The organism is Paenibacillus sp. P3E, from assembly GCF_001909045.1.
Classification (GTDB): domain Bacteria; phylum Bacillota; class Bacilli; order Paenibacillales; family Paenibacillaceae; genus Paenibacillus_AQ; species Paenibacillus_AQ helianthi.
Genome location: NZ_LVWH01000165.1, coordinates 68,483 through 90,212 on the forward strand (window position 1 = coordinate 68,483; position 21,730 = coordinate 90,212).

A 21,730-nucleotide genomic window follows, 5' to 3' on the forward strand; every position below is an offset into this window, starting at 1 on the left:
CCATATCACATTCTGGGAGGAATATATGATGAGTCAGTCCCTGCAAGGCAAGGTTGCGATTGTTACCGGGTCGTCAAGAGGCATAGGGCGTACTGTCGCGGAGAGATTAGCGGAAGAGGGGGCTTCGGTTGTTATCAACTATTCAAGCAGCCCGAAACAGGCGGATGAGGTGGTACAGGGCATCCAAGCCAAAGGCGGAACCGCCGCCGCGGTTCAGGCCGATATCAGCAAGCCCGCACAGATTGAGCAGCTGTACAAGGATACGAAAGCATTGTTCGGACAAATCGATATTGTGGTCAACAACGCGGGAATTATGATCAACAGCCTGGTCGGGGAGGCTACCGAAGAGCAGTTCGACAAGCAGTTCGCCATTAATGTCAAAGGAACCTACTTCTCTTGCCAGCAGGCCTTCTTGCACCTGGAACAGGGCGGGCGGATCATCAACTTCTCCACTTCAGTTAACGGGCAGATGTTCCCGGCCTACAGCATCTATGCCGGAACCAAAGGCGCCGTGGAGCAGTTCACCCGCCAGCTGGCCAAGGAGTTCGGCAGCAAAGGCATCACTATCAACGCGGTTGCGCCCGGTCCTGTCGCCACAGACTTGTTCCTGGAGGGCAAATCCGAAGCTCAGCTTGAGGGCCTGAAGAAGATGAATGCCTTCGGACGTCTGGGCCAGCCGGACGACATCGCCGGCGTCGTCAGCTTCCTCGCCGGAGCAGAGTCCGGGTGGATTACCGGCCAGACGCTGCGTGTGAACGGCGGATTTATCTAAGCTTCAGCGGCAAGACCACTACACAAGCCGTCCCCTCTCCGGGACGGCTTGTGATGGTTATGATGCCGTCGTGAAGCTCCACGATTTTTTTGACCAGAGACAAACCTAATCCGCTTCCGCCCCCACTGATGCTTCTGGCCTGGTCCACCTTATAGAAGCGTTCATAAATGCGGGGCAGCTCCTCCTCGGCAATGCCGATGCCAGTGTCTCTAATCCCAATTTCTATCCGGTTATCCAGTGTCTGCAGCCGGACCGTGATCATTCCGCCCTGCGGGGTGAATTTGATGCTGTTATGCAGCAGGTTGGTCCATACCTGGCTCAAGAGATCCTTAACCGCTTCTACAGTGACCTCCTCCAGTTCAGCCTCGACATCAATATTCTTGCCCAGCCACTGCGGCTCACAGGCCAGAATCATCTCCTGCAGCTGCTTATCCAGCCGGTAGGCCTTGCGTTCGAACGGAAAGCTCTCCGCTTCGAGGACCGACAGCTTCAGCAGGTTGTCACTGAGTCCGGAGAGGCGGCTGCCTTCGGCTTCAATGATATCAAGATAATGCGCCCTGCTCTCCGCACTCAGCCCTTCATCCCTCAACGCGCGGGCGAAGCCGCGGATGGAGGTGAGCGGAGACTGGATCTCATGGGAGACATTCGAGATGAAATCCTGGCGCATGGTTTCCATCCGGTTCAGCTCACTGGCCATTTCGTTGATGCCTTCAACAATACTGCCGAATTGCCCATAGCGCCTGTCGTTCTCCAGTTCCACCTTGAAGTCCCCCTTGGAAATTTGCCGCATCGCCGTAATAATCGGGATATAGAAGGCCCGTTCGCCTCCTCTCAGGCGTCCGATCAGCCCCGCGATGCCGGCCAGCAGGAACAGAATGAGAAACTGCAGCACCATCGTCAACAATTGGAACCTATAGGGTGTAAGAGACCATTTATAATGCTTCTCGAGCAGCCTTAATCCGAAGTACCCGGCGTTCCAGGAAAGATAGAAGCCTGTGATGACCATGATCATCCCCATGACTGCTTTTACAATCTCTCCTGCTCTGCTTCTGCTCATTTATTTATCCACCTCCAGGCGGTAGCCGAGACCACGAACCGTGCGGATGGTAAAACCAAAGTCCTCCTGGGCGAACCGATCTCGCAGGCGGCCCACGTGCACATCCAGCGTGCGTTCGTTCCCATCGAAGTCATATCCCCAAATTTCTTCAATCAGCCGGTCACGCGTCAGCGTCTGCCCCGGATAGCTGGCCAGCTTGAACAGCAGCTCAAATTCCTTAAGCGGCAGCGTCATATTCCCCTGATCCGTGATGACCTCGAACGTTTTGCGGTTCATGCGCAGATGTCCTACCGTTACGCTCTGCGCGGCAGAAATCTGGTACCGTTTCAGCAGCGCTTTAACCCGGGCAATCAGCACGGGAGGCTCGAACGGCTTGACCAGATAATCGTCGGTCCCCAGCTCAAAGCCCTTGACAATCTGGGAGGTCTCCCCTATGGCCGTCAGCATCAATATTGGAAACTCATAGCTTCTCCGCAGCTGCCGGCACAGCTCCCAGCCATCCATATTCGGCATCATGACATCAATGACCGCCAGATCCACACTGTTATCCTCAAGGACCTGCAGCGCCTCCACTCCATCAGAAGCGCCGTAGACCTCTTCCATGCCTTCAGCCCTCAAAAAGACTTCCACCAATTCGCGGATGTGCGGATCGTCGTCCACTACCAGAATTTTGGCCATATCCTGCTGAACCCTCCCCTTCTCCGCCGCCCGGAAGCTCCGGTGTATTCAACTGCAGCTGCTGGTTAGCGAATTCCCGGTACAGTTCATGCTCATTTAGCAGCTCCTCATGTGTTCCCCTGCCGGTAATCCGGCCCTTTTCCATAAAAATAATCTGGTCCGCATTCACTACAGTCGCCAGCCGGTGGGCAATGACAATCGTCGTCCGTCCCTTCATCAGGTTAGACAAAGCTTTTTGCACTACTGCCTCCGACTGGCTGTCGAGACTGGAGGTGGCTTCGTCGAGCATCAGAATCCGGGGATCGCGCAGCAGCGCCCGTGCAATGGCGATCCTCTGACGCTGGCCTCCGGACAGCTTCACCCCGCGTTCTCCGACATCCGTATCATAACCCTGCGGCAGCTCGCTGATGAAGCCGTCGGCATAGGCCATCGCCGCCGCACGGCGCAGCTCATCCATGCCAACCTCCCGGTTCAGGCCATAAGCAAGGTTGTCGGCAATCGTGCCGGAGAGCAGCGGGCTTTCTTGAGACACGTAGCCGATCAGCTTGCGCCAGGAACGAAGGGAGAAGGTGGACACCGGCTTCGCTCCCAGCTTGATCACCCCGCTCTGCGGTTCATAGAACCGTTCCAGCAGCGAGAAAAGAGTGGTTTTGCCGCCCCCGCTGGGTCCGACAATCGCCGTCACCTGTCCCGGAAGCATGGAGAAGCTCACTCCGCTGAGCACCGGTTCACCTGTTTTGTAACCAAAGCTTAAATCATCGATCACGATAGGCTCTTCAGCCCCCTTAACCTCCTCTACACCCTCGTAAATTTCCTCATCGGCCGCCAGGGTTTCAATGATCCGCTCGGAGGCGCCTTTGGCTTTTTGAATCTGGGTGAAGAACTGGGTCAGTTGGGTCAGCGGCATCACGATCTGAATTAAATACAGGATGAACGCGACCAGCTCCCCTGCCGTCAGGACACCTGAAGACACCTGCATTCCGCCATAGCCGATAATCACTACCAGCAGCATCATGAATACGAAGGAGACGAGCGGGCTGATCATGGCGCTGATTTTGCCCTCACGGATACCGAAGGACAGCAGGTTCATGATTCCGGTACGCCCTGCTTCATATTCTTTTTGCTCCGCGCCGGAGGATTTCACCAGCCGGATTTCAGACAAAACGCCGCTGAGTGTAGCGGTAAAGGACGCTGTTTCATCCTGTGTGCCCTTGGATATTTTGTACATCTGCCGTCCCAGCGGAACCAGAATCAGTGCGGACAGCGGGAGTACCGTGAACAGCACCAGCGTCATTTGCCAGTTCAGATAGAGCAGTACAGCAATCGAGCCGACGATGGAGATCACTCCGGTGAACAGGCTCGCCAAATGCTCCGAAATCAGCGTCTTGATGATCCCGGTGTCGTTCGTCATCCGGCTGACACTTTCTCCGGTACGATTGTCATTGTAGTACGCTACCGGAAGCACAAGAAACTTACGCCACAACCTGTCCCGCAAGCCTGCCACTGTCTTCTGACCGGCATAGTTCAGCAGGTAGATTGAGATTCCTCCAGCAAGGGTCTGGGCAATAAAAGCCCCCGCAATACCGGCGATCTGCAGCTTGCTGATGGATGCCAGCGAGAACCCGTCGACCATGTTCTTGGTGAACATGGGGATCACAAGACCCACAAGAGTCGATATCATGCTAAGCGCAACAGCAAGAGTAAGCAGTCCATAGGAAGGCCTGGTGCCCTGCAATAGCTTCAAAAAAGGCTTCAAGGACGTGCCCTGCTTCTTGTCAGGCTGATTATTATTCATAGAAATTCCCCTTTCCAGCGGGTTCATGCAATGACGTCGTTTGCCGTCTCTTCCGCCTTAATCACCACATTATCTTAGCCGTGTAAACTGAAGTTAAACGGCTGACTATTGTAGAGAGGAATCATCCGGGTGAAGCGGGGCCAGCTTGAGGGCGGCGGCATAGTCCTCCGGTGTGTTCATGTTCATCAGGGAAAACGTATGTGTTCGGGGGCCTTCCTCATAATCACTGTCCCGGACATAATGAACATCAAGTACATCCAGGAACTCCATTACCCGCAGTTGCCGCCGCGACAGGAATTTCTCCAGAATGGGGAGGATGCTCCGGTTATAGAGCGCGAGCAGCGGCTGGACTCGGCCTTCGGAGGTTACAGGAACAACGGCCTGTATATCCCCCCCTCCGTACGCAATCTCCAGCATATGCAAGAACAGTCCTTCCGAAGCAAAAGGCAGGTCACAGGCCAGTACAGCTACCCATTCTGTATGAGATCCCTGAAGTGCGGCATGCAGCCCGGCTAGCGGTCCAAGTCCCGGATAGATATCCGGGATCAACGGCAGGTGAAACATGCGGTAAGCCCTCCGTTCTTCTTCACCGCAAGCAATGACTACATGTTCCGTTATGGAGGATAACCTGGCTGCGCTGTAAGCGATCAGCGGCTTCCCCTCTAGCATAAGCAGCGCTTTGTCGGCTCCCATCCGCCGGGAGCGTCCTCCAGCCAAAATCACTCCTGTAATTTCCATATATATCCTCACTATTCCATGGATTTGGCAATGATTTAACCGCAGGTTTGTATCCCTTTTCAACAAGTGTTACAGTGGTAGAAGCAGCCCCTTCAAGGCTGTGTGAATGAATGAAAGGCATCTGGCAGGAAAGGAGTGCCCAATTTTGCGGGAGAACCTTGATAAGCAGTTTTCCTTCACCTCATTGAAGTGGTACAACTTCTTCTTATATGGGACAGTCGTCCTCTTCACCAGCTTCTTTCCACTATACCTGCAGGAAGTGGGAATGAACAAGCTGGAGATCGGAAGTTTAATGTCTGTTGGGGCGCTTGTCTCCATTATTGCCAATCCCTTCTGGGGCATTTGGACAGACCGGTACCAGAATATCCGCCGGATTGTTCTGCTGATGCTGACAGGGACACTGGTATTATCCCAGGTTGTGTTTCAGGCAAATACATATGAAATGATCTATGTTTCCATACTGTTCTTTTATTTTTTCCAGGGTCCGCTGTTTGCCGAGAGCAACACCATGATTCTGAGCTACATTGACGGTACAAGGCACCGCTTCAGCTCTTTCCGGCTGTGGGGATCGCTGGGTTGGGCGTTTACGGCTATTCTTGCCGGACCGGTAATCGATTGGGGCGGGGTGTCCGTGCTGTCCTACCTATTCGCGGCGCTGCTCTGTGCAGCCATGATCTCTCTGATTGTCCTGCCCAGACTCGACCATTCCATCGGTATTGCGCCGCTGCCATTCAAGGGGTTCGGCCAGATCTTTTATCATCCGTTTTTTCTGAGCTTCATCTTCTTCGGGATTCTGGTCTCGATCCCCAATACGATGAACAACACCTTCGTGTCCCTGTATATCACGGAGCTTGGGGGCAGCAAAACCATGATCGGTCTGGCCGTGTTCCTCTCCTCGATTCTGGAGGTGGCTGTTCTGCTGTTGTGCGACCGTTATTTGAAACGCAGCATACCGGTACTGCTCGGCTGGCTGGCGCTGGTCAGCGCCCTATTCGTCCTGCGTTGGTGGCTAATGGCCGATTCGACCACACCGCTGCAGGTGGCTTTTATACAAATCCTGCATTGCGTTACGTTCGGGGGGTTCTTCTTTGTCGGCACCCGGCTGACCATGCTGCTGGTTCCGAAGCCTTACCGTTCCTCAGGACAAGCGCTGTATACCCTGACCTGGAGCGGCCTCTCTGGGATTATGGGCGGTGTTCTCGGCGGCTGGCTATACCAGTATCTTGGCGCACAGAGCATGTACCAATCCAGCGTCTTTATGACGCTGATCGGAACCCTGGGATTCGGCGCGATGTGGCTGCTTGTCAGCCGCGGGGGCTATCATCCCCACGGCGGGCATCCGGACGAAGAACTAGAAGATATTTGAACTAAAACGTTGAAGCCTGAGTCTCAGGCCGTAAAAATCAGAAAAGCAGCGATCATCCAGTCCCTTGGCTGGAAGATCGCTGCTTTTTATTTTTAGTCAACTGCTGCTCCTGCTCATTCAAAGGTATTTCTACCTTTGATTCCGCTCTACTTCGCCTGTTTGGCTCATTCAAAGGTATTTCTACCTTTGATTACGCTCTACTTCACCTGTTTGGCTCATTCAAAGGTATTTCTGCCTTTGATTCCGCTCTACTTCGCCTGTTTGGCTCAATCAAAGGTATTTCTACCTTTGATTCCGTCACTTTCGCCCCAGAGCAAAGGGGCTGCTTCCGTCATATTATGACTCCGGGCAGCCCCTTGTGGCATTTCAGATGTTACAGCCTTATTTGGCAGGCTGGAACGAGCTTTTGAGGGAAACGATAAGATTGAATACCAGGTGATCCGGTGCCGAATATTTGCTGTCCACGTTGAAGTATCCATGACGGAAGAACTGGAACTTGTCCTGCGCTACACTATCCTTCAGCCCCGGCTCCACAAAGCCATGGAGGATCTCGATAGATTTCGGATTCAACTGATCCAGGAAGGTGGGTTCCGGCTTGTCGGCGGAAGGCTCCATGCCTTCAACTTCAGCCTCCTGATCCGCCTCCTCGGCGGAAATCAGCGGCTCATAGAGGCGGAATTCTGCCGGTACAGCTTGGCTGGCATCCACCCAGTGCAGCGTTCCCTTTACCTTCCGGCCGGTGAAGCCGCTGCCGCTCTTGGTTTCGGGGTCGTACGTACAATGCAGCTCGACAACTTCGCCGTTCTCATCCTTGATGAAATCCGTACATTTGATGAAATAAGCATTCTTCAGGCGCACTTCATTGCCGGGGAACAGACGGAAATACTTGTTCGGCGGGTTCTCCATGAAGTCATCACGCTCAATATAGATCTCACGGGAGAACGGAATTTGGCGGGTGCCCATGGCCTCATTCTCCACATTGTTCTCAATTTCGAACCATTCTGTTTGGCCTTCCGGGTAGTTGGTGATAACCACCTTCAGCGGCCGCAGCACCGACATGGTCCGGGGAACCGTCAGCTTGAGATCCTCACGGATAAAATGCTCCAGCATTTGCAGGTCCACCAGACCCTGGCTCTTGGAAATCCCGGTCTCATGCACAAAGCTGCGGATTGCTTCCGGTGTATAGCCACGGCGGCGGAGCCCGGAGATCGTCGGCATGCGCGGATCGTCCCAGCCGTCAACATGGCCTTCATCCACCAGCAGCTTCAGCTTGCGCTTGCTCGTGACCGTCTGGGCGAGATTAAGGCGCCCAAATTCATATTGATGCGGGGAAGCCGGCATTTCGCATTCGGCTACCACCCAGTCGTAGAATGGCCGCTGGTCCTCGAACTCCAGGGAGCAGAGCGAATGCGTCACATGCTCAATAGCATCCTCAAGCGGATGCGCAAAGGTATACATCGGATAGATGCACCATGCATCGCCCGTATTATGATGATGAGAATGAGAAATCCGGTAAATGACCGGGTCGCGCAGGTTGATGTTAGGGGCAGACATGTCGATTTTGGCACGCAGCACCTTTTCGCCATCCTTGAATTCCCCTGCCCGCATGCGGCGGAACAAATCCAGGTTCTCTTCAATTCCGCGCTCCCGGTACGGGCTGTTCACTCCCGGCTCGGTCAGCGTACCCCTATGCTCACGGATTTGCTCAGCGGTAAGGTCGTCCACGTAAGCTTTGCCTTTTTGAATCAGCAGCTCTGCTCTTTCGTACATGTCCCCGAAGTAATCCGAAGCAAAACGCAGCTCTTCCCATTCATAGCCGAGCCACTTCACATCCTCCTGAATAGAGTTCACGTATTCCGTATCCTCTTTGAGCGGATTGGTATCGTCGAATCTCAGGTGAGTCTTGCCGCCGAATTCATCAGCCAGGGTAAAATTAATCCAGATCGCTTTGGCATGCCCGATATGTAAATAACCGTTCGGTTCCGGCGGGAAGCGGGTGACCACTTCCTTCACTTTTCCCGAGCTCAGATCTTCGGTAATGACATTCTTGATGAAATTGGAGGGTGTTCCACGGTTCTCCACAGTTATCAACCTTTCATTCTGTAATATTACTACTTCCTTGTATGAACATGTTTCCTACTAATATACCCGTTAACCAGGGAATGTTCAATAAAAGTCAAGAAGAAACGGCGGGGAGGTCCAGCTTCAGAGGCCTGTTTTCCCGGGGTGCTTTGACTTATTTCACAGCTATGGGGTAGCATGAGGATTATGGGTATATATCTGTAAATCTAATAGAGGGGGACTCATTCATGAAGCCGATCAAGCTGCCCAAAGAACAGCGGGAGATCATTACCGGGAATATCCAGGCCTACTTCGAGACCGAGCGTGGCGAAACTATCGGTCATCTGGCGGCGGACAGCCTGCTGGAATTCTTCCTGCAGGAGCTGGGCCCGGCGATTTATAACGGAGCACTGGGCGACTGCCGCACACTGGTAGGTGAGCGGATGCAATCGCTGGAGGAAGACATTTACGCATTGGAATGGAAGAAACGCTAATCCTTGTGCCGCAGAGGGGGTAGCCTCATGTTCAATTATGTCATTGATGAAGAGCTTACGCTGAAGCTGCTGATGCCTGAGCATGCACGCCACATGTTCGCGCTGGTGGAGCGCTCGCGCACCCGCCTCAGAAAGTGGCTGCCTTGGGTTGATGGGGTGACGGAGCAGGCTCATCTGGAGACATTCATCAAAAATTCCGTAAAGCAGGCCAGTGAGAACGGCGGTTTCTCCGCCGGACTGTGGGTCCGGGGCGAGCTGGCCGGCATCATCGGATACCACGAGATTGACTGGCACAACCGCTCGGTCGGCATCGGCTACTGGCTCGGCGAAGGCTATGAAGGCAAAGGCTACATGACCAGCGCCTGCCGGGTCCTCGTGGATTACGCACTGCTCGAAATGGATCTGAACCGCGTCGAAATCCGCTGTGCCACCGGAAACCGGGCAAGCCGGGCCATACCTGAACGGCTGAGCTTCATATTCGAGGGAGTCATCCGCCAAGCGGAGAAGCTCCCGGCCGGCTATGTGAACCACGCTGTCTATGGCCTGCTGCGCAGTGAGTGGAAGCTGCTGGGGTGAAAAGGTGGAGTAGAGGCTGCTAGGACGGGAAGCAGTACGGAAAGTATAGGTGCGCTGGCACAGTATACGATGCGGAAAAAGCAGGTTTGTTTCTATAGTATGCGGTACGGAAGGTAAAAGCTCGTTGGAATGAACGGCCTATGCCTTGGGTTCGAAACTAACGGAGTGCAGCGCCCAAACCCCCGGAGGACTCCCCCGGGGGTTTGATCTGCCTGGACACTTTTCAAATGTTAGACCGTATGGATGGAACCTTGCGTATGCCGTGCATGATTATATCAAAGATAAGCCGGACATTCGTCTTAAGCTCCGGCTATAACAGCGCAGACGCTCTAGCTCTCCTCCGCATCCAGCCAGCCCTGGAACTTCGCCCGCGTCACAGCAGACAGGGTCTCCAGCCGGGCAAGCTCTGCCAAGCCAGTCTTGACCTTGCGTCCGTGCTCCATGAGATAGAGCACTTGCTTGACGGGAAAGCTGCCCTCGCCGCTTTCCCGTTTGATGATTGGGTCGCCAGCGGCCACCTGACCCTCACGCAGCACACGGAAGTAGAAACCGCTGTATCCGGTTTTTAACACCTGGGCCGGCATATCGGCGGGTCCGTGTTTTTGCGCCAGCTTATAGCACGGAAAACGCGGCTGGCTAACCTGCAGCAGAGCCGAACCCATCTCATACACATCGCCGATGCAGACTTCCGTCTCCAGCAGGCCGCTGGCAGTGATATTTTCGCCGAACGCAGAATACTCCAGCTTCTTGCCCAGCCACTCCTCCCAATAAGCATAATGCTCAAAGGGATACACGCACACTGCCTTGTCGGGACCGCCGTGGTTCACACGATCCGCTTGTCCATCTCCGTCGAACCCTTCCGAATGAAGCTGCATCCTACCGGCTGCCGGCAGTTTGTAAATGCCGGTTTCCAGCGGCTTCCCCCGGTAATCCACAGTCTTGGGCTTGCCTACATTAAGCGAGATGACTTCCATTCGTATTCCCTCCAATCAGCTTGCAACTCATAAAGACCTCATCTACATAACGTCCGCTGAGATAGAACTCCTCATACAGACGGCCTTCCTCCACAAACCCGCATTTGCGGTAAAATGCAAGCGCAGGTTCGTTGCAGGACAGCACACGCAGCCGCAATTTGCGAATTCCATTCTCTGCCGCATGGCTTTTGATCGCCTGGATCAGCTGGCGCCCGATACCCTGTCTCTGAAAACGGGGATGAACGGCGATATTGACCTCACATACATGGCGGTTGCTCTCCATACCACTGGGACAGCCAAAGCCGACATAGCCGCACAGTTCCCCATCCTGCAGAGCCACCAGCTGCGAGCCGGGAGGGGCATGCATCAGATAATCCTCGCGCGAGCGCCACATTAACGGTCCGGGTGTTGTATCCTCGGTCCAGATCATATTATCAAGAACAATCAGCTCCCTGGCATCCTTGATTTCCGAGGGCCGGATTGTAAAGGCATCCCTGTTCAGTTGTTGCATCGCTTTTACACCCCTTGCCTTACTCTAGTCACCCGAAACGGGCCACCGTGTTCAATTAAGGATTCCCACTTGCAGATTTATGCCGCATCCCGTTCCAGTGTACGGGACATCCGGTTGATGTATGCATGGAACCCAAAGAACCCTACCGACAGCACAGCCATCCCGCAGGCCAGCCACCCCGTCGGCGCAAGCCCTCCGCTATCAAACTGGACGCCCAGCAGATAAGGCCCGATCACCCTGCCAACCGCGCCGATTCCACCACTAAGTCCCAGGTAGAATGGAGCACTGTGGCCGGAATGATCTGAGATGAACGAAGGCATTGCGGGGGAGATCAGCATCTCACCGAGTGTAGCCAGCACCATTGCCAGCAGCAGTCCCGGATAGCTTGGCATAAGCAGGATCACCGCATAGCCGGCCAGATAGAACACGGCACTTGCTGTCATTTGCGCCGTTGAGGTTGCCGCGAACCAGCGTTTGATCAGGCTGACCAGCGGCTGGGCAGCGAAGATCAGAATACCGTTCAGCGTCCACAGGAAGCCGTACATCTGCTTCGGCCAGCCTTCCGAAATAATAAACGGGGATACGCCGGCATTCCAGATCGAATTCCCGATCAGCAGAAACATCGAGCCAATAGCCATGAACAGGTAAATCCGCGTGTGGCCCATAAGCCTCCAGCCGGATTGTTCATGCTGAGGTTGTTTTCTCAGGTGCTGCTCATCCGGTGATGCTGTTCCCACCTTGCGCAAATAAAAAAAGAAAAATACGGCAAACACCGCCGAGGTCACTCCGTTCAGCACAAAACTAAGCATATAGTTGCCCAGAAAGCCGCTAAGTGACGTTCCGATGGCTACCCCTATATTATTGCAAACATAGATAATGTTAAACAGCTCCGCGCGCTGCTCGGCAAAGCGGAATCCGACAAATGCCTGGATTGCCGGCAGAGACAGCGAGTTGAACAATCCGAATAATCCCATCAAGACGATGAATAAATGCCAGTTGTTGCTTGCCGCAGGAATGGAGAACAGGGACAAGGCAGTCAAGGCAAGAGCTCCTACAATCAGGCGGTTAACGCCGACCTTATGATAGAGCGAGCCACCCAGCAGCTGGCCGGCAATCCCGCCGAGTGCTTGAACAAGCAGCACGATACCGGCATCCTTCATACTGCGGCCGAGCTCATCGTATACATACATGGTCACAAGCGGCCACATGAGCGCGCTGCCGGTTGCGTTAATCAAGCTGGCAATGAGAAATACTTTGACTTCCTTAGGATATCCTTGCAAAAACCTCATATTTTGTCTTTCATCCCCTGTTACCTATGTGTCATTAATCCATCCAGTATCATCCCAAAACAGGGTCAAGAGCAAGCGTATGAACTGACGCATTGGCGCGTCACCTAAGCATAATATATTCCATTCAAATTAAACAGATTCTCCTGCAGGCTGCGCTTCTCCACTTCGCTTCACTTCTACCGTTGCTGAGAAAAAAGTGGCCCCGTTGCCCATATCGCTCAGCCGGTCCGGTGTCAGCACGTTAACCCTCTGTCTGCGTCCCTTGCCTTCCCACCACAGCCCCTGGCTGATCACGGTGCCCGGAAGCATCTTGTCCGTTACCATGGCCCACAGCTCGATAGCGCCTCTGCCGTTGTACACAGTCAGTTCGTCACCGTCCGCTATACCTCTTGCCGCTGCATCTACGGGATGAATCTGCAGCGTTGGACGCTTCTCCATGCGCTGGTGCTTCTCCACATTGGAGAAGGTGGAGTTCAGGAAATTATGGTTCGGCGGCGACACAAACATCAGGGGATAAGGCGCCCCCGGCTGCGGCAACCGCTGACCGTCATAGCCTTCCTTGAGCGGCGTGTATGTTGGCAGCGGAGGCAGCCCGGCCAGCTCCATGGCCTTGGAATACAGCTCGATTCTGCCGGACGGTGTCGGCAGGTGTTCCAGATAATCCGCCTGCGGCGACATATCCAGTTTCACGAACCGTTCAGCCACCAGCCGCTCCAGCGTGACCCCTTTCATATAGGGATTGTGCGGATAATCCAGCGCCTGACGGATCATATCATATTCGGAATCGCTGAAAGTTGCTGCATCAAAGCCCATCGCCCGGCCAAGCAGCGAGAAGACCTCCATATTGCTTTTGCATTCGCCCGGCGCATCCAGCACAGGCTCCTGAAGCTGCATATAGTGATGCCAATACGAACCGTACAGATCCACATTCTCAAACGTGGAGGTTGCAGGCAATAGGATATCGGCATAGAGCGCCGTGTCGGTCATAAACAGATCATGTACTACTGTGAACAAATCCTCGCGGGCAAATCCCTTGCGCACACGCTCCGCATCAGGCGCCACCACTACTGGATTGCAGCAGTAGACGAACATGCCCATCACCGGCTGCTCTTTCATCTCCAGCGCTTCACCGATCCGGTTCATGTTGATCGTGCGTGTCCCGCGGTTTGACCGCAGATCAGGACGCGTTAGTGCGCGGGCATTCGTTGCGGTGTAGCCTCCATTTGACTTGATCGCTCCGCCTCCGGTCTTCCGCCAAGCACCTGTAAGTGCCGGAAGACAAGCAATCGTGCGCACATTCATGCCCCCATTATCGTGGTGCTGCAGGCCATTGCCGATGTGGATATGTGATACCTTGGCTTCGCCATACAGCTTGGCCAGCTTCTCGATATCTGCCGCCGCAATGCCAGTAATCTCTGCGACCCGTTCTGGCGGATATGCAAGCACATGCTCGCGCAGCTCCGTGTGCCCCGTTGTATAACGCTCCATAAATGCTTCATCCGTCATGCCATCCCTGAACAAGATATGCATCATCCCTAGCGCGAGGGCTGTATCCGTGCCGGGATAGAGCGGCAGGAACCAGTCTGCCCACTGTGCCGTACGGTTGCGGTGCACATCGATCACGACCACCTTCGCCCCCCGTTTACGGGCCTGTTCGGCATAGATGACCTGATGCATGTTCGTGCTGACAATGTTGCCGCCCCAGACAATGATCAGATCGGCATTGACCGTATCCTCGGGACTTGTCCCGCCATTGAATCCCATCGTATATTTCCAGCCAGCAGTGCCTGCCGCACTGCAAATGCCCTGCTCCAGACGACTTGCACCGAGCGCATTAAAAAACCGCCGGTCCATCCCGTCCACACTAAGCACCCCCATATTGCCATAGAAGCTGTAAGGGAGAATGCTTTCCGGCCCATAGGTACCGGACAGTTCCTTGAAACGGCTGGCGATTTCACCAATGGCCTCCTCCCAGCTGATCGGCTTGAAAGAACCACTCCCTTTCGGCCCTGTACGACGCAGAGGCTGCAACAGACGTTCGGGGTGATGCACCCGTTCCGCCATATGCCGTACCTTGTTGCAGATCGCCCCTTTGGTCACCGGATGCTCGGGGTTGCCTTCCACCTTAATGATTTTGCCGTCCTGCTTATGCACTAGAAGTCCGCATGTGTCAGGGCAATCCAGCGGACATACCGCCGGAAAAACCCCATCTCCGCTGTAACTCATGGGCGTTAGTCCCCCCTTGTCACTTGAATATGTATATTCTATAACTGCACCTGTTCTACGTAAAGAAAATAGGCGAAAACAAACTGATTCGTTCCAACTATGTCAGGGTAATAGAGCATATGAAACACTCCCTATGAATTCGCCGTGAGCCCGATTTCGTTCCCCCGAGTCGGATATGCACGGCGAATTTTGTGTTGTCTGAGATACAAAAAGACACTCCCTAATAGATATCAGGGAGTGTCTGTATAACCATCCAGCCCATGCGGACCGTTAGTATTTTATGCGTGTTTTTTTACACCGGCAGCAGAAATACCTTCCACCGATTGAATAGCCGCTGGCGCTTTGCGCAGGTAAGCCATCCAGTATGCAAAAGCGACGAAGATGGCGCCGCCTGTCAGGTTGCCCAGCCAGACCGGAGCGAAATTGCCGAAATACTGCGACCAGGTAAAGTGACCTTCAAAAATAGCAGCAGGGATAAGGAACATGTTAGCTACAACGTGCTGGAAGCCGATAGCTACAAACGCCATAGTCGGAAACCAGATCCCGAGGATTTTACCACTGAAATTATCCGCTCCGTAAGAGAGCCATACCGCCAGGGCAACGAGCCAGTTACAACCGATACCGGAAACAAAGGCCTGCAGGAAGGTAGCATCAATCTTGTGTCCGGCCATATCCACCAGTTTATCCAGATACACGCCATCTGCAGTGAGGCCAACAACGTGGCCGAAGAAATAAGCGACGAACAAGGCACCGGCGAAATTACTGATTGTAATCAGCACCAGATTCTTGAACATTTCCCATAGCGAAATCTTCTTCGCCATAAAAGCCAGCGGCACAGCCATCATATTACCGGTCAGCAGTTCCCCTCCGGCCAGCAGCACCAGGATCAGACCTACCGGGAACACGGAAGCGCCGATAAAGTTAGCGATAGAGCCCCATTCCTTCGGTGCGCCTGCGATAACGCGAATGTCCAGCAAAAATCCGAGCGCGATGAACGCTCCCCCCAAGAAGCCAAGAATAAGTACGGTACTGAGTGAATTATGCGCCTTCTTAATTCCGTTCTCTACCGTGACTTCGGCAATCCCCTGCGGTTTGTTATAAGCCATGATTCCTATCCCCTTCGAATTACTTAAAATTTGTTCCTTTATGCCATTGTAGCGTGTCAACTAACACATTTACGTGATAAATATCACTCTTGTAAAAACTAAGTGAAAGTTTTCACTGACATGTCAAATTTACCACAAAAGCATCCGCTGCGGAATATTTTTTATCTCAGAAGAGACGAATTCCCCATTTTCTGCGGGAGTCAACTTCCGTTACCCCAAAATGCCAGAGCACAGCAAAAAGCCGGAGCCGCAAAATCGGCTCCGGCTAACGGGGGCAGCCTTAGGTTTAGACAGTTACGGTTTCTTTACGGGCAACTGTTGCAGGCAGGGCTTGAAGTCCCGCTGTATTCAAGAAATTCCAAGGCTTGTTGTAGTGCGGCTGGAAGAAGAAATCAATGAAGGCCAGCTGGTCTACAGTCATTTTATTCTGAATGCACACTGACACGGTATTGATCGACTGTGTCAGATCCATCTTGGACATGATCTGTGCGCCGAGAATGCGGCGGGTCGAGCGGTCATAGACCACTTTTAGCTGAACCTGCTCAAAGGTTGGCATGAACTCGGGACGATAGTTGTCGGTCAGCAGAACACTCTCGATATCCATTCCTTCTGCAATAGCGGCATCCTCTGTCAGCCCGGTTCCGGCAATATTATCTTCATAAATCTTTATTCCCGAAGTTCCCTGTGTACCCATGTATGGGATCGTCTGCGATACCAGGTTGCGGGCTACCAGTGTTCCCATGCGTACAGCGTTGGTGGCCAGCGGAATGTAAGCATGTTTGCCGGTTGGATTATAATGAATTGCACAGCTGTCACCGGCGGCATAGATGTCCGGAAGGCTGGTCTGCATATAGTCATTGACGATAATCGCGCCGTTAGGCAGCATATCCACCTTACCCTTCAGCAGTTCGGTATTCGGACGGAATCCGATACAGAGGATAACCAGGTCGGTCTCATGCTCGCCTTTGCTAGTGATTACCTTGGTCACTTTGCCGTTCTCGCCAACAAACGAGCTAACCTTCTCGCCAAGTGCAAGAGTGATTCCGTGATCCTCCAGCGATTTTTGAATAGGAGTCGTGAATTCTTCATCCAGATATTTGCTCAGGATACGGTCCTCGCCGTCAATTAGCGTAACCTGTTTGCCATTCATTTGAAAAGCCTCCACCAGCTCGACTCCGATATACCCGGCGCCGACAACAGTGATTCTGTCCACCTGCTGCGCTCTTTCGATGATGGTGTTGGAATGATTGTAGTTCTTGGAGAGGAGAATACCGTCAAGCTCCATGCCCTCCAGCTTGGGAACAATCGGCCATGAGCCGGTAGTCATGATCAGCTTGTCATAGGAGTCATCGAATTCCTGGCCTGTCGCCAGATTGCGGGCACGCAATGTTTTGCGGTCGGTATCAATCCCGATAACTTCGTGGCGCATGTTCGTCTTGACGCCTAGCTCCGCAAGCTTCTCCGGCGATGAGTAGAAAAGCCCTTGCGGGTCTTTAATGACTCCACCCACATAAAGCGCGATCCCGCATGACAGGAAAGAAATATTATCATTGCGTTCATACACGGTAATCTCGGCATCCGGGTAAAGCTGGGCGGTATTGACGATTGCTGCGGTTCCGGCATGGGTACATCCTACGACTGCTACTTTCATGGTTTGTTCCTCCTCCAAATTGGGCATTTCATTTATTTGTGTTTGTATGTGATTAATTTCACTTTATGCGTTGATTATATTGTGATTTTTCTCACATTACAAGCCTTTTTGTGATTTTTCTCACATTGTTCACATTTGATGCAGATATATCGTCCCCGTATTTCCGGTGCGTCTGCATTAGTTTCTCTCCGGGCGAGCACATTATGTCTGGAGAGGAGAGGAAGGAGCAGGGAACCCTTAAGCCGGCAAACCGCGCAGCAAAGCCCCCATACTTCTGCTTAAGTCGCAGAGATATGGGGGCTGAAGTCTTGAATCAAGATGACTTTGATTTATTCCAGGCCGTTAATAACGCCATCCTCGTCTACCTGTATACCCTCTGCCGCCGGTTTGGCCGGAAGTCCGGGCATAGTGACCATATTGCCGGTGATGACCACCGCAAAACCCGCTCCAAGCGACAGCGTAATATCACGGACACCCATGGTGAAGCCTTCGGGTGCTCCCAGCAGTCTAGGCTGGTCCGAGAATGAGTATGGGGTCTTCGCCATACAAACCTGAAGCTGCTGCAGGCCAAGCTTCTCTATGATGTTCAGGCTGCGCTTCGCTGCCGGCGAGAAGGACACTTCCGCACCGTGGTAGATTTCGGTAACGATTGTATTGATTTTGGCCGGAATGTCCAAATTGTCCTCATACAAAGGAGCGAAAGCCGAGGGCTTACCTTCTCCCTGTTCCAAGAGCTTCTTCAGCTCCAGGGCGAGTTCAAGCCCCCCGGCGCTGCCTTCCGCCCATACTTTGGAGATGGCTGCCGGCACACCCAGACGGCGGCAAGCCTCCAGGACATCGTTAATCTCCGAAGGGGCATCGCCCTCGAAGTGATTAAGCGCTACAAGCACCGGAACGCCGAATTTGCCCAAATTCTCAATGTGACGCTCCATGTTGGCAATACCGGAGAGCAATGCTGCCCGGTTGGTTGTGTACAGCTCATCTTTACGGACACCGCCATTGTATTTCAGCGATTTCACCGTCACTACCAGCACAGCTGCAGCGGGAGTGAGTCCGGCTTGGCGGCATTTAATATCCATGAACTTCTCTGCGCCCAGATCCGCACCGAACCCCGCTTCCGTCACTACCACATCCCCCAGCTTCAAGGCATAACGGGTACCGATTACACTGCTGCAGCCGTGCGCGATATTGGCAAACGGTCCGCCGTGCACGATAACAGGCGTCCCCTCCAGAGTCTGCACCAGATTAGGCTTCACGGCTTCCTTCAGCAGCGCAGCCATGGCTTCTACTGCTCCGATTTGCTTTGCCGTCACCGGCTGTCCCAACTGGTCATATCCGACCAGCATGCGGCTGAGCCGGTTTTTGAGATCGGTAAGATCATCGCATAGACACAGTACGGCCATAATCTCTGAGGCCGTCGTGATCTGGAATCCGCTCTCCCGCACGGTACCGTTGCCATCGCCGAGGCCAGTCACAATGCTGCGCAGGCTGCGGTCATTCATATCCATTACGCGCTTCCAGACTATACGCTGAGGGTCAAGTCCCAGTGCATTGCCCTGGAAAATATGATTGTCGATCATAGCCGACAGCAGATTATGCGCCGAAGTTACCGCATGTATATCGCCCGTAAAATGCAGGTTGATCTCGTCTGCCGGAACAATCTGTGCCTTGCCCCCTCCTGTTGCTCCACCCTTCATGCCCAGACATGGACCAAGGGATGGTTCACGCAGTGCAGCTACTGTCTTGATTCCCACTGCGTTCAGCGCCTGGGAGAGTCCGATCGTCGTCAGCGTTTTACCTTCACCTGCCGGGGTCGGATTCACTGCAGTAACCAGCACCAGCTTTCCGTCCTGCTTGTGCTTAAGCTCGTCCCATAGAGATGGCGACAGCTTGCTTTTATATTTGCCGTACAGTTCCAGATGCTCTTCATGAATTCCTGCTGCCGATGCCACCTCTGTAATTAATCTCATGCCCTTATAAAACCCTCCTGCCGTTATTATCCTGCTTCATTCTGCCCTTTATTCCATTCCCCATGATGTACCTTATTCCTCTTCAAAGAATACAGTGTCTGTGAAAAGCGTCAAGGATAATTTTCATAAGCCGTAACTGAAAAATCCCCCTAACACAGCAAACGCCGTCATTCAGGGGGTGTAGGTATACATTCAATTAATAAAAGACAGCGAAGCGGCTAGGATTCGAAAAAAATGCGCATCTTAGAGCAGGGCTTCGATCTGTGCCTTCATGCCTTCCGGCGATTCCTTAGGCTCTACACGGGCTACCACATTACCGCTGCGGTCCACGAGGAACTTAGTGAAGTTCCATTGGATATCACTGCTCTCGCCATCACCCGGCTGCTGGCCCTTCAAATACTGAAAGAGCAGACTGGCATCCGGCCCGTTCACATCCACCTTGGCAAAAACAGGGAACTTCACGCCATAGTTAATCTGGCAGAACTCTTCCGCTTCTTCACTGGTTCCGGGCTCCTGTCCGGCAAATTGGTTGCAGGGAAAACCCAATACGACAAGCCCTTGGTCTCCGTATTGTTCATAGAGCTTTTGCAAATCCCCGTACTGTGGTGTAAGTCCGCATTTGCTGGCCGTGTTGGCAATCAGCAGCACCTTGCCTTCATAGTCCTTGAAAGGCACTTCTGTACCCGATGGTTTCACCCCGGCAAAACTGTAAATAGACATTCTGCATCCTTCCCTTCATCCGTGGATTGATCAACCGGCTATGCTCTGTAAGCCAACCTTTATCTTACCCTATTGCCGGAGGAATACAAAATAAAGGCATTGTGCCCGGACAAGCTAATGATCCCCTTCCGTTCGGGACAATCCGCAGGCATCTGCAATCAGCCGGAGAGATTTCAGCTTGTCCTCCAAGCCGTGCATCGGCATGGCGAACATAATCTCCTCGCAGCGGTATTCTTCCATGAGCGCAATAAACTGCTGCCGCACCTCCTCCGGCGATCCCAGGACCGTCCGCCTGCGGTTCTCCTCAATCCGAAAGCGGTCGTACGGTGTATAGGTGTAGTCCAGAGCGGTTTCTACTGAAGGTGTACCTGTTGAGACATGGCCTTTCTCCAGCAGAACCAGCGACAAATCCATGCTGGCAGCCAGCCGGTCTGCTTCTACGGAAGTCCCGGCACAAACAGCAAACACCGATACCAGCGCCCGTGGAGCAGCGGCTGCGGGGGAGGGGTGGAAGCTGTTCCGAAAGGATTGGACCGTCTTCCCGCCTCCGTCACCATTAATGAATCTGGCATAGGCGAAGCGGGTGCCCAGCCTTGCGGCAAGATCGGCACTGTCCCTGCTGGACCCGAGCAGCCAAAGCTCCGGTGCAGTGCTGACTTGCGGGCTGGCCGAAAGCCCGGCAAAACGGTGTGCGGCATCCGGACCGCCGTACAGATAGCTGAGCAGATCCATGATCTGCAATTCGTAAAGTTCCGCACCGCCTGTCCGGTTCTCCTGAAGCGCTCTTACAGCAAGTGCCCCGCCTCCTGCAGCACTGCCCACCCCTAGATCGATGCGTCCGGGATATAGAGCTTCAAGTACGCGGAAATTCTCGGCTACCTTGTACGCGCTATAATGGGGGAGCAACACGGCTCCTGAACCAATGCGGATCGTTGAGGTTACTGCAGCCAGATGGGCCATCAGCACCTCGGGACTTGAACCGGCCAGTCCGCGTGCGGCATGATGCTCGGAGACCCAGAAACGGTGATAGCCCAGCCTGTCAGCCTCTCTGGCAAGGCTTACGGTCTGGGCGATTGCCTCAGCGGGCGTGCAGCCCTCAGAGACGGGTGATTGATCCAAAATGCTTAATTTCATAGACTGAGCATCTCCAAGTCAGGTAATAGGGGGTGATAACCATTGCTATCTCCATTATATCATCCCGTTCCCCGCGCCTTCACCATGATTTCCGGAGGCTCTCATTCGCACAAAACCGCCCCGTACAGGGCGGAAATCTTCAAGCTCACACTGAGATGCCAGTGCAGCAGCATCTGCCCGGCTCACCGGGCCAGCTTCACCAGCATATGGGCCAGCCGGTGGCGTTCTTCCTTGCTGCCCACCTTCCACAGCTCCTGCAGCAGCTTCTCCTCGCTATTACGGGGTTCTTCATGGTCAGCCAGATAGTCGGCTATTTTTTCCGCCGCCACCGCCAGCTGCTCTTCACCCAGACCGATTTTCCGAGCCAGATGAATACGCTTTCCTAAATAGGCCTTGAAATCCTCAAAATTGTTCAAAATGACTTCCTTCTGTTCCGGGTCAATCCGGTCCAGGGCTTCATTCACTTTGCCTAGCGCAACATTTCCGTCCTTATCTACAACATGATTATGCTCCGACATCTGAAATTCCCCTTCCGCTGGAAAATTCATGGTTTCCCACTACTTAACCAAGGGTCAGACAGATGAATCAACGGGAGATGGCTGCCTTCAATGG

The 21,730-nt window shown here is 53.5% G+C and carries 19 protein-coding genes; 4 read left to right on the forward strand and 15 right to left on the reverse strand.

Annotated elements, in window-relative coordinates; all coding sequences use genetic code 11:
• Nucleotides 1-28 precede the first annotated feature (28 nt).
• Nucleotides 29-772, forward strand: coding sequence for an SDR family oxidoreductase (locus A3842_RS15370; RefSeq protein ID WP_074101971.1), 744 nt, complete (start codon nucleotides 29-31; stop codon nucleotides 770-772).
• On the opposite strand, the gene A3842_RS15375 is transcribed toward A3842_RS15370, so the two are convergent.
• From A3842_RS15375 to mobA, 4 genes are all read right to left on the reverse strand, one after another.
• Complete coding sequence (locus A3842_RS15375) at nucleotides 765-1,829, reverse strand: sensor histidine kinase (protein ID WP_074101972.1); 1,065 nt, start codon at nucleotides 1,827-1,829, stop codon at nucleotides 765-767. The two genes, A3842_RS15370 and A3842_RS15375, sit on opposite strands and share 8 nt — an antisense overlap.
• On the reverse strand, nucleotides 1,830-2,507 hold the full coding sequence (locus A3842_RS15380; RefSeq protein WP_074101973.1) for a response regulator transcription factor: 678 nt from the start codon (nucleotides 2,505-2,507) through the stop codon (nucleotides 1,830-1,832).
• A complete protein-coding gene (locus A3842_RS15385; RefSeq protein ID WP_074101974.1) occupies nucleotides 2,437-4,302 on the reverse strand; it encodes an ABC transporter ATP-binding protein in 1,866 nt (621 codons plus the stop codon). Before A3842_RS15385 ends, A3842_RS15380 begins: the two co-directional genes overlap by 71 nt.
• Before the next feature lie 105 nt (nucleotides 4,303-4,407).
• Nucleotides 4,408-5,040 (reverse strand): molybdenum cofactor guanylyltransferase, encoded by a 633-nt coding sequence (mobA, locus tag A3842_RS15390; RefSeq protein ID WP_083609597.1) that lies wholly within the window; start codon nucleotides 5,038-5,040, stop codon nucleotides 4,408-4,410.
• Nucleotides 5,041-5,185: 145 nt separating this feature from the next.
• On the opposite strand from mobA, the gene A3842_RS15395 reads away from it, so the two are divergent.
• Nucleotides 5,186-6,406, forward strand: a complete 1,221-nt coding sequence (locus A3842_RS15395) for an MFS transporter (RefSeq protein WP_074101975.1) — start codon at nucleotides 5,186-5,188, stop codon at nucleotides 6,404-6,406.
• A gap of 381 nt (nucleotides 6,407-6,787) precedes the next feature.
• Here the strand turns inward: A3842_RS15395 and A3842_RS15400 are convergent, their stop codons facing one another.
• Complete coding sequence (locus A3842_RS15400; RefSeq protein ID WP_074087356.1) at nucleotides 6,788-8,488, reverse strand: glutamine--tRNA ligase/YqeY domain fusion protein; 1,701 nt, start codon at nucleotides 8,486-8,488, stop codon at nucleotides 6,788-6,790.
• Nucleotides 8,489-8,715: 227 nt separating this feature from the next.
• Here A3842_RS15400 and A3842_RS15405 point away from each other — a divergent pair, with 227 nt between their 5' ends.
• Both A3842_RS15405 and A3842_RS15410 read left to right on the forward strand, forming a co-directional pair.
• Nucleotides 8,716-8,961, forward strand: a complete 246-nt coding sequence (locus A3842_RS15405) for a DUF2164 domain-containing protein (RefSeq protein WP_074101976.1) — start codon at nucleotides 8,716-8,718, stop codon at nucleotides 8,959-8,961.
• A 27-nt stretch (nucleotides 8,962-8,988) separates the two neighbouring features.
• Nucleotides 8,989-9,537, forward strand: a complete 549-nt coding sequence (locus tag A3842_RS15410; protein WP_074087358.1) for a GNAT family N-acetyltransferase — start codon at nucleotides 8,989-8,991, stop codon at nucleotides 9,535-9,537.
• Between the two features lie 329 nt (nucleotides 9,538-9,866).
• Here the strand turns inward: A3842_RS15410 and A3842_RS15415 are convergent, their stop codons facing one another.
• From A3842_RS15415 to A3842_RS15460, 10 genes are all read right to left on the reverse strand, one after another.
• Nucleotides 9,867-10,526 (reverse strand): MOSC domain-containing protein, encoded by a 660-nt coding sequence (locus tag A3842_RS15415; protein ID WP_371916005.1) that lies wholly within the window; start codon nucleotides 10,524-10,526, stop codon nucleotides 9,867-9,869.
• Nucleotides 10,492-11,022 (reverse strand): GNAT family N-acetyltransferase, encoded by a 531-nt coding sequence (locus A3842_RS15420; protein ID WP_074087359.1) that lies wholly within the window; start codon nucleotides 11,020-11,022, stop codon nucleotides 10,492-10,494. The genes A3842_RS15415 and A3842_RS15420 overlap by 35 nt, the downstream gene beginning before the upstream one ends.
• A 77-nt stretch (nucleotides 11,023-11,099) precedes the next feature.
• A complete protein-coding gene (locus A3842_RS15425; RefSeq protein ID WP_074101977.1) occupies nucleotides 11,100-12,311 on the reverse strand; it encodes an MFS transporter in 1,212 nt (403 codons plus the stop codon).
• 129 nt (nucleotides 12,312-12,440) lie between these two features.
• Nucleotides 12,441-14,537 carry a molybdopterin-containing oxidoreductase family protein gene (locus tag A3842_RS15430; protein ID WP_083609599.1) on the reverse strand — a complete coding sequence of 699 codons (2,097 nt, stop codon included), beginning with the start codon at nucleotides 14,535-14,537 and terminating at the stop codon, nucleotides 12,441-12,443.
• A gap of 278 nt (nucleotides 14,538-14,815) precedes the next feature.
• Nucleotides 14,816-15,643 (reverse strand): formate/nitrite transporter family protein, encoded by an 828-nt coding sequence (locus A3842_RS15435; RefSeq protein WP_074087362.1) that lies wholly within the window; start codon nucleotides 15,641-15,643, stop codon nucleotides 14,816-14,818.
• A gap of 286 nt (nucleotides 15,644-15,929) precedes the next feature.
• A complete protein-coding gene (locus A3842_RS15440; RefSeq protein ID WP_074087363.1) occupies nucleotides 15,930-17,294 on the reverse strand; it encodes an FAD-dependent oxidoreductase in 1,365 nt (454 codons plus the stop codon).
• Between the two features lie 329 nt (nucleotides 17,295-17,623).
• Nucleotides 17,624-19,264: a formate--tetrahydrofolate ligase gene (locus tag A3842_RS15445; RefSeq protein ID WP_074101979.1), complete on the reverse strand. Its 1,641-nt coding sequence runs from the start codon at nucleotides 19,262-19,264 to the stop codon at nucleotides 17,624-17,626.
• 243 nt (nucleotides 19,265-19,507) lie between these two features.
• Nucleotides 19,508-19,984 carry a glutathione peroxidase gene (locus tag A3842_RS15450; protein WP_074087365.1) on the reverse strand — a complete coding sequence of 159 codons (477 nt, stop codon included), beginning with the start codon at nucleotides 19,982-19,984 and terminating at the stop codon, nucleotides 19,508-19,510.
• 114 nt (nucleotides 19,985-20,098) lie between these two features.
• Nucleotides 20,099-21,118: an LLM class flavin-dependent oxidoreductase gene (locus A3842_RS15455; protein WP_074101980.1), complete on the reverse strand. Its 1,020-nt coding sequence runs from the start codon at nucleotides 21,116-21,118 to the stop codon at nucleotides 20,099-20,101.
• Nucleotides 21,119-21,300: 182 nt separating this feature from the next.
• Nucleotides 21,301-21,636, reverse strand: a complete 336-nt coding sequence (locus tag A3842_RS15460) for a DUF3243 domain-containing protein (RefSeq protein ID WP_074087367.1) — start codon at nucleotides 21,634-21,636, stop codon at nucleotides 21,301-21,303.
• Nucleotides 21,637-21,730: the final 94 nt, after the last annotated feature.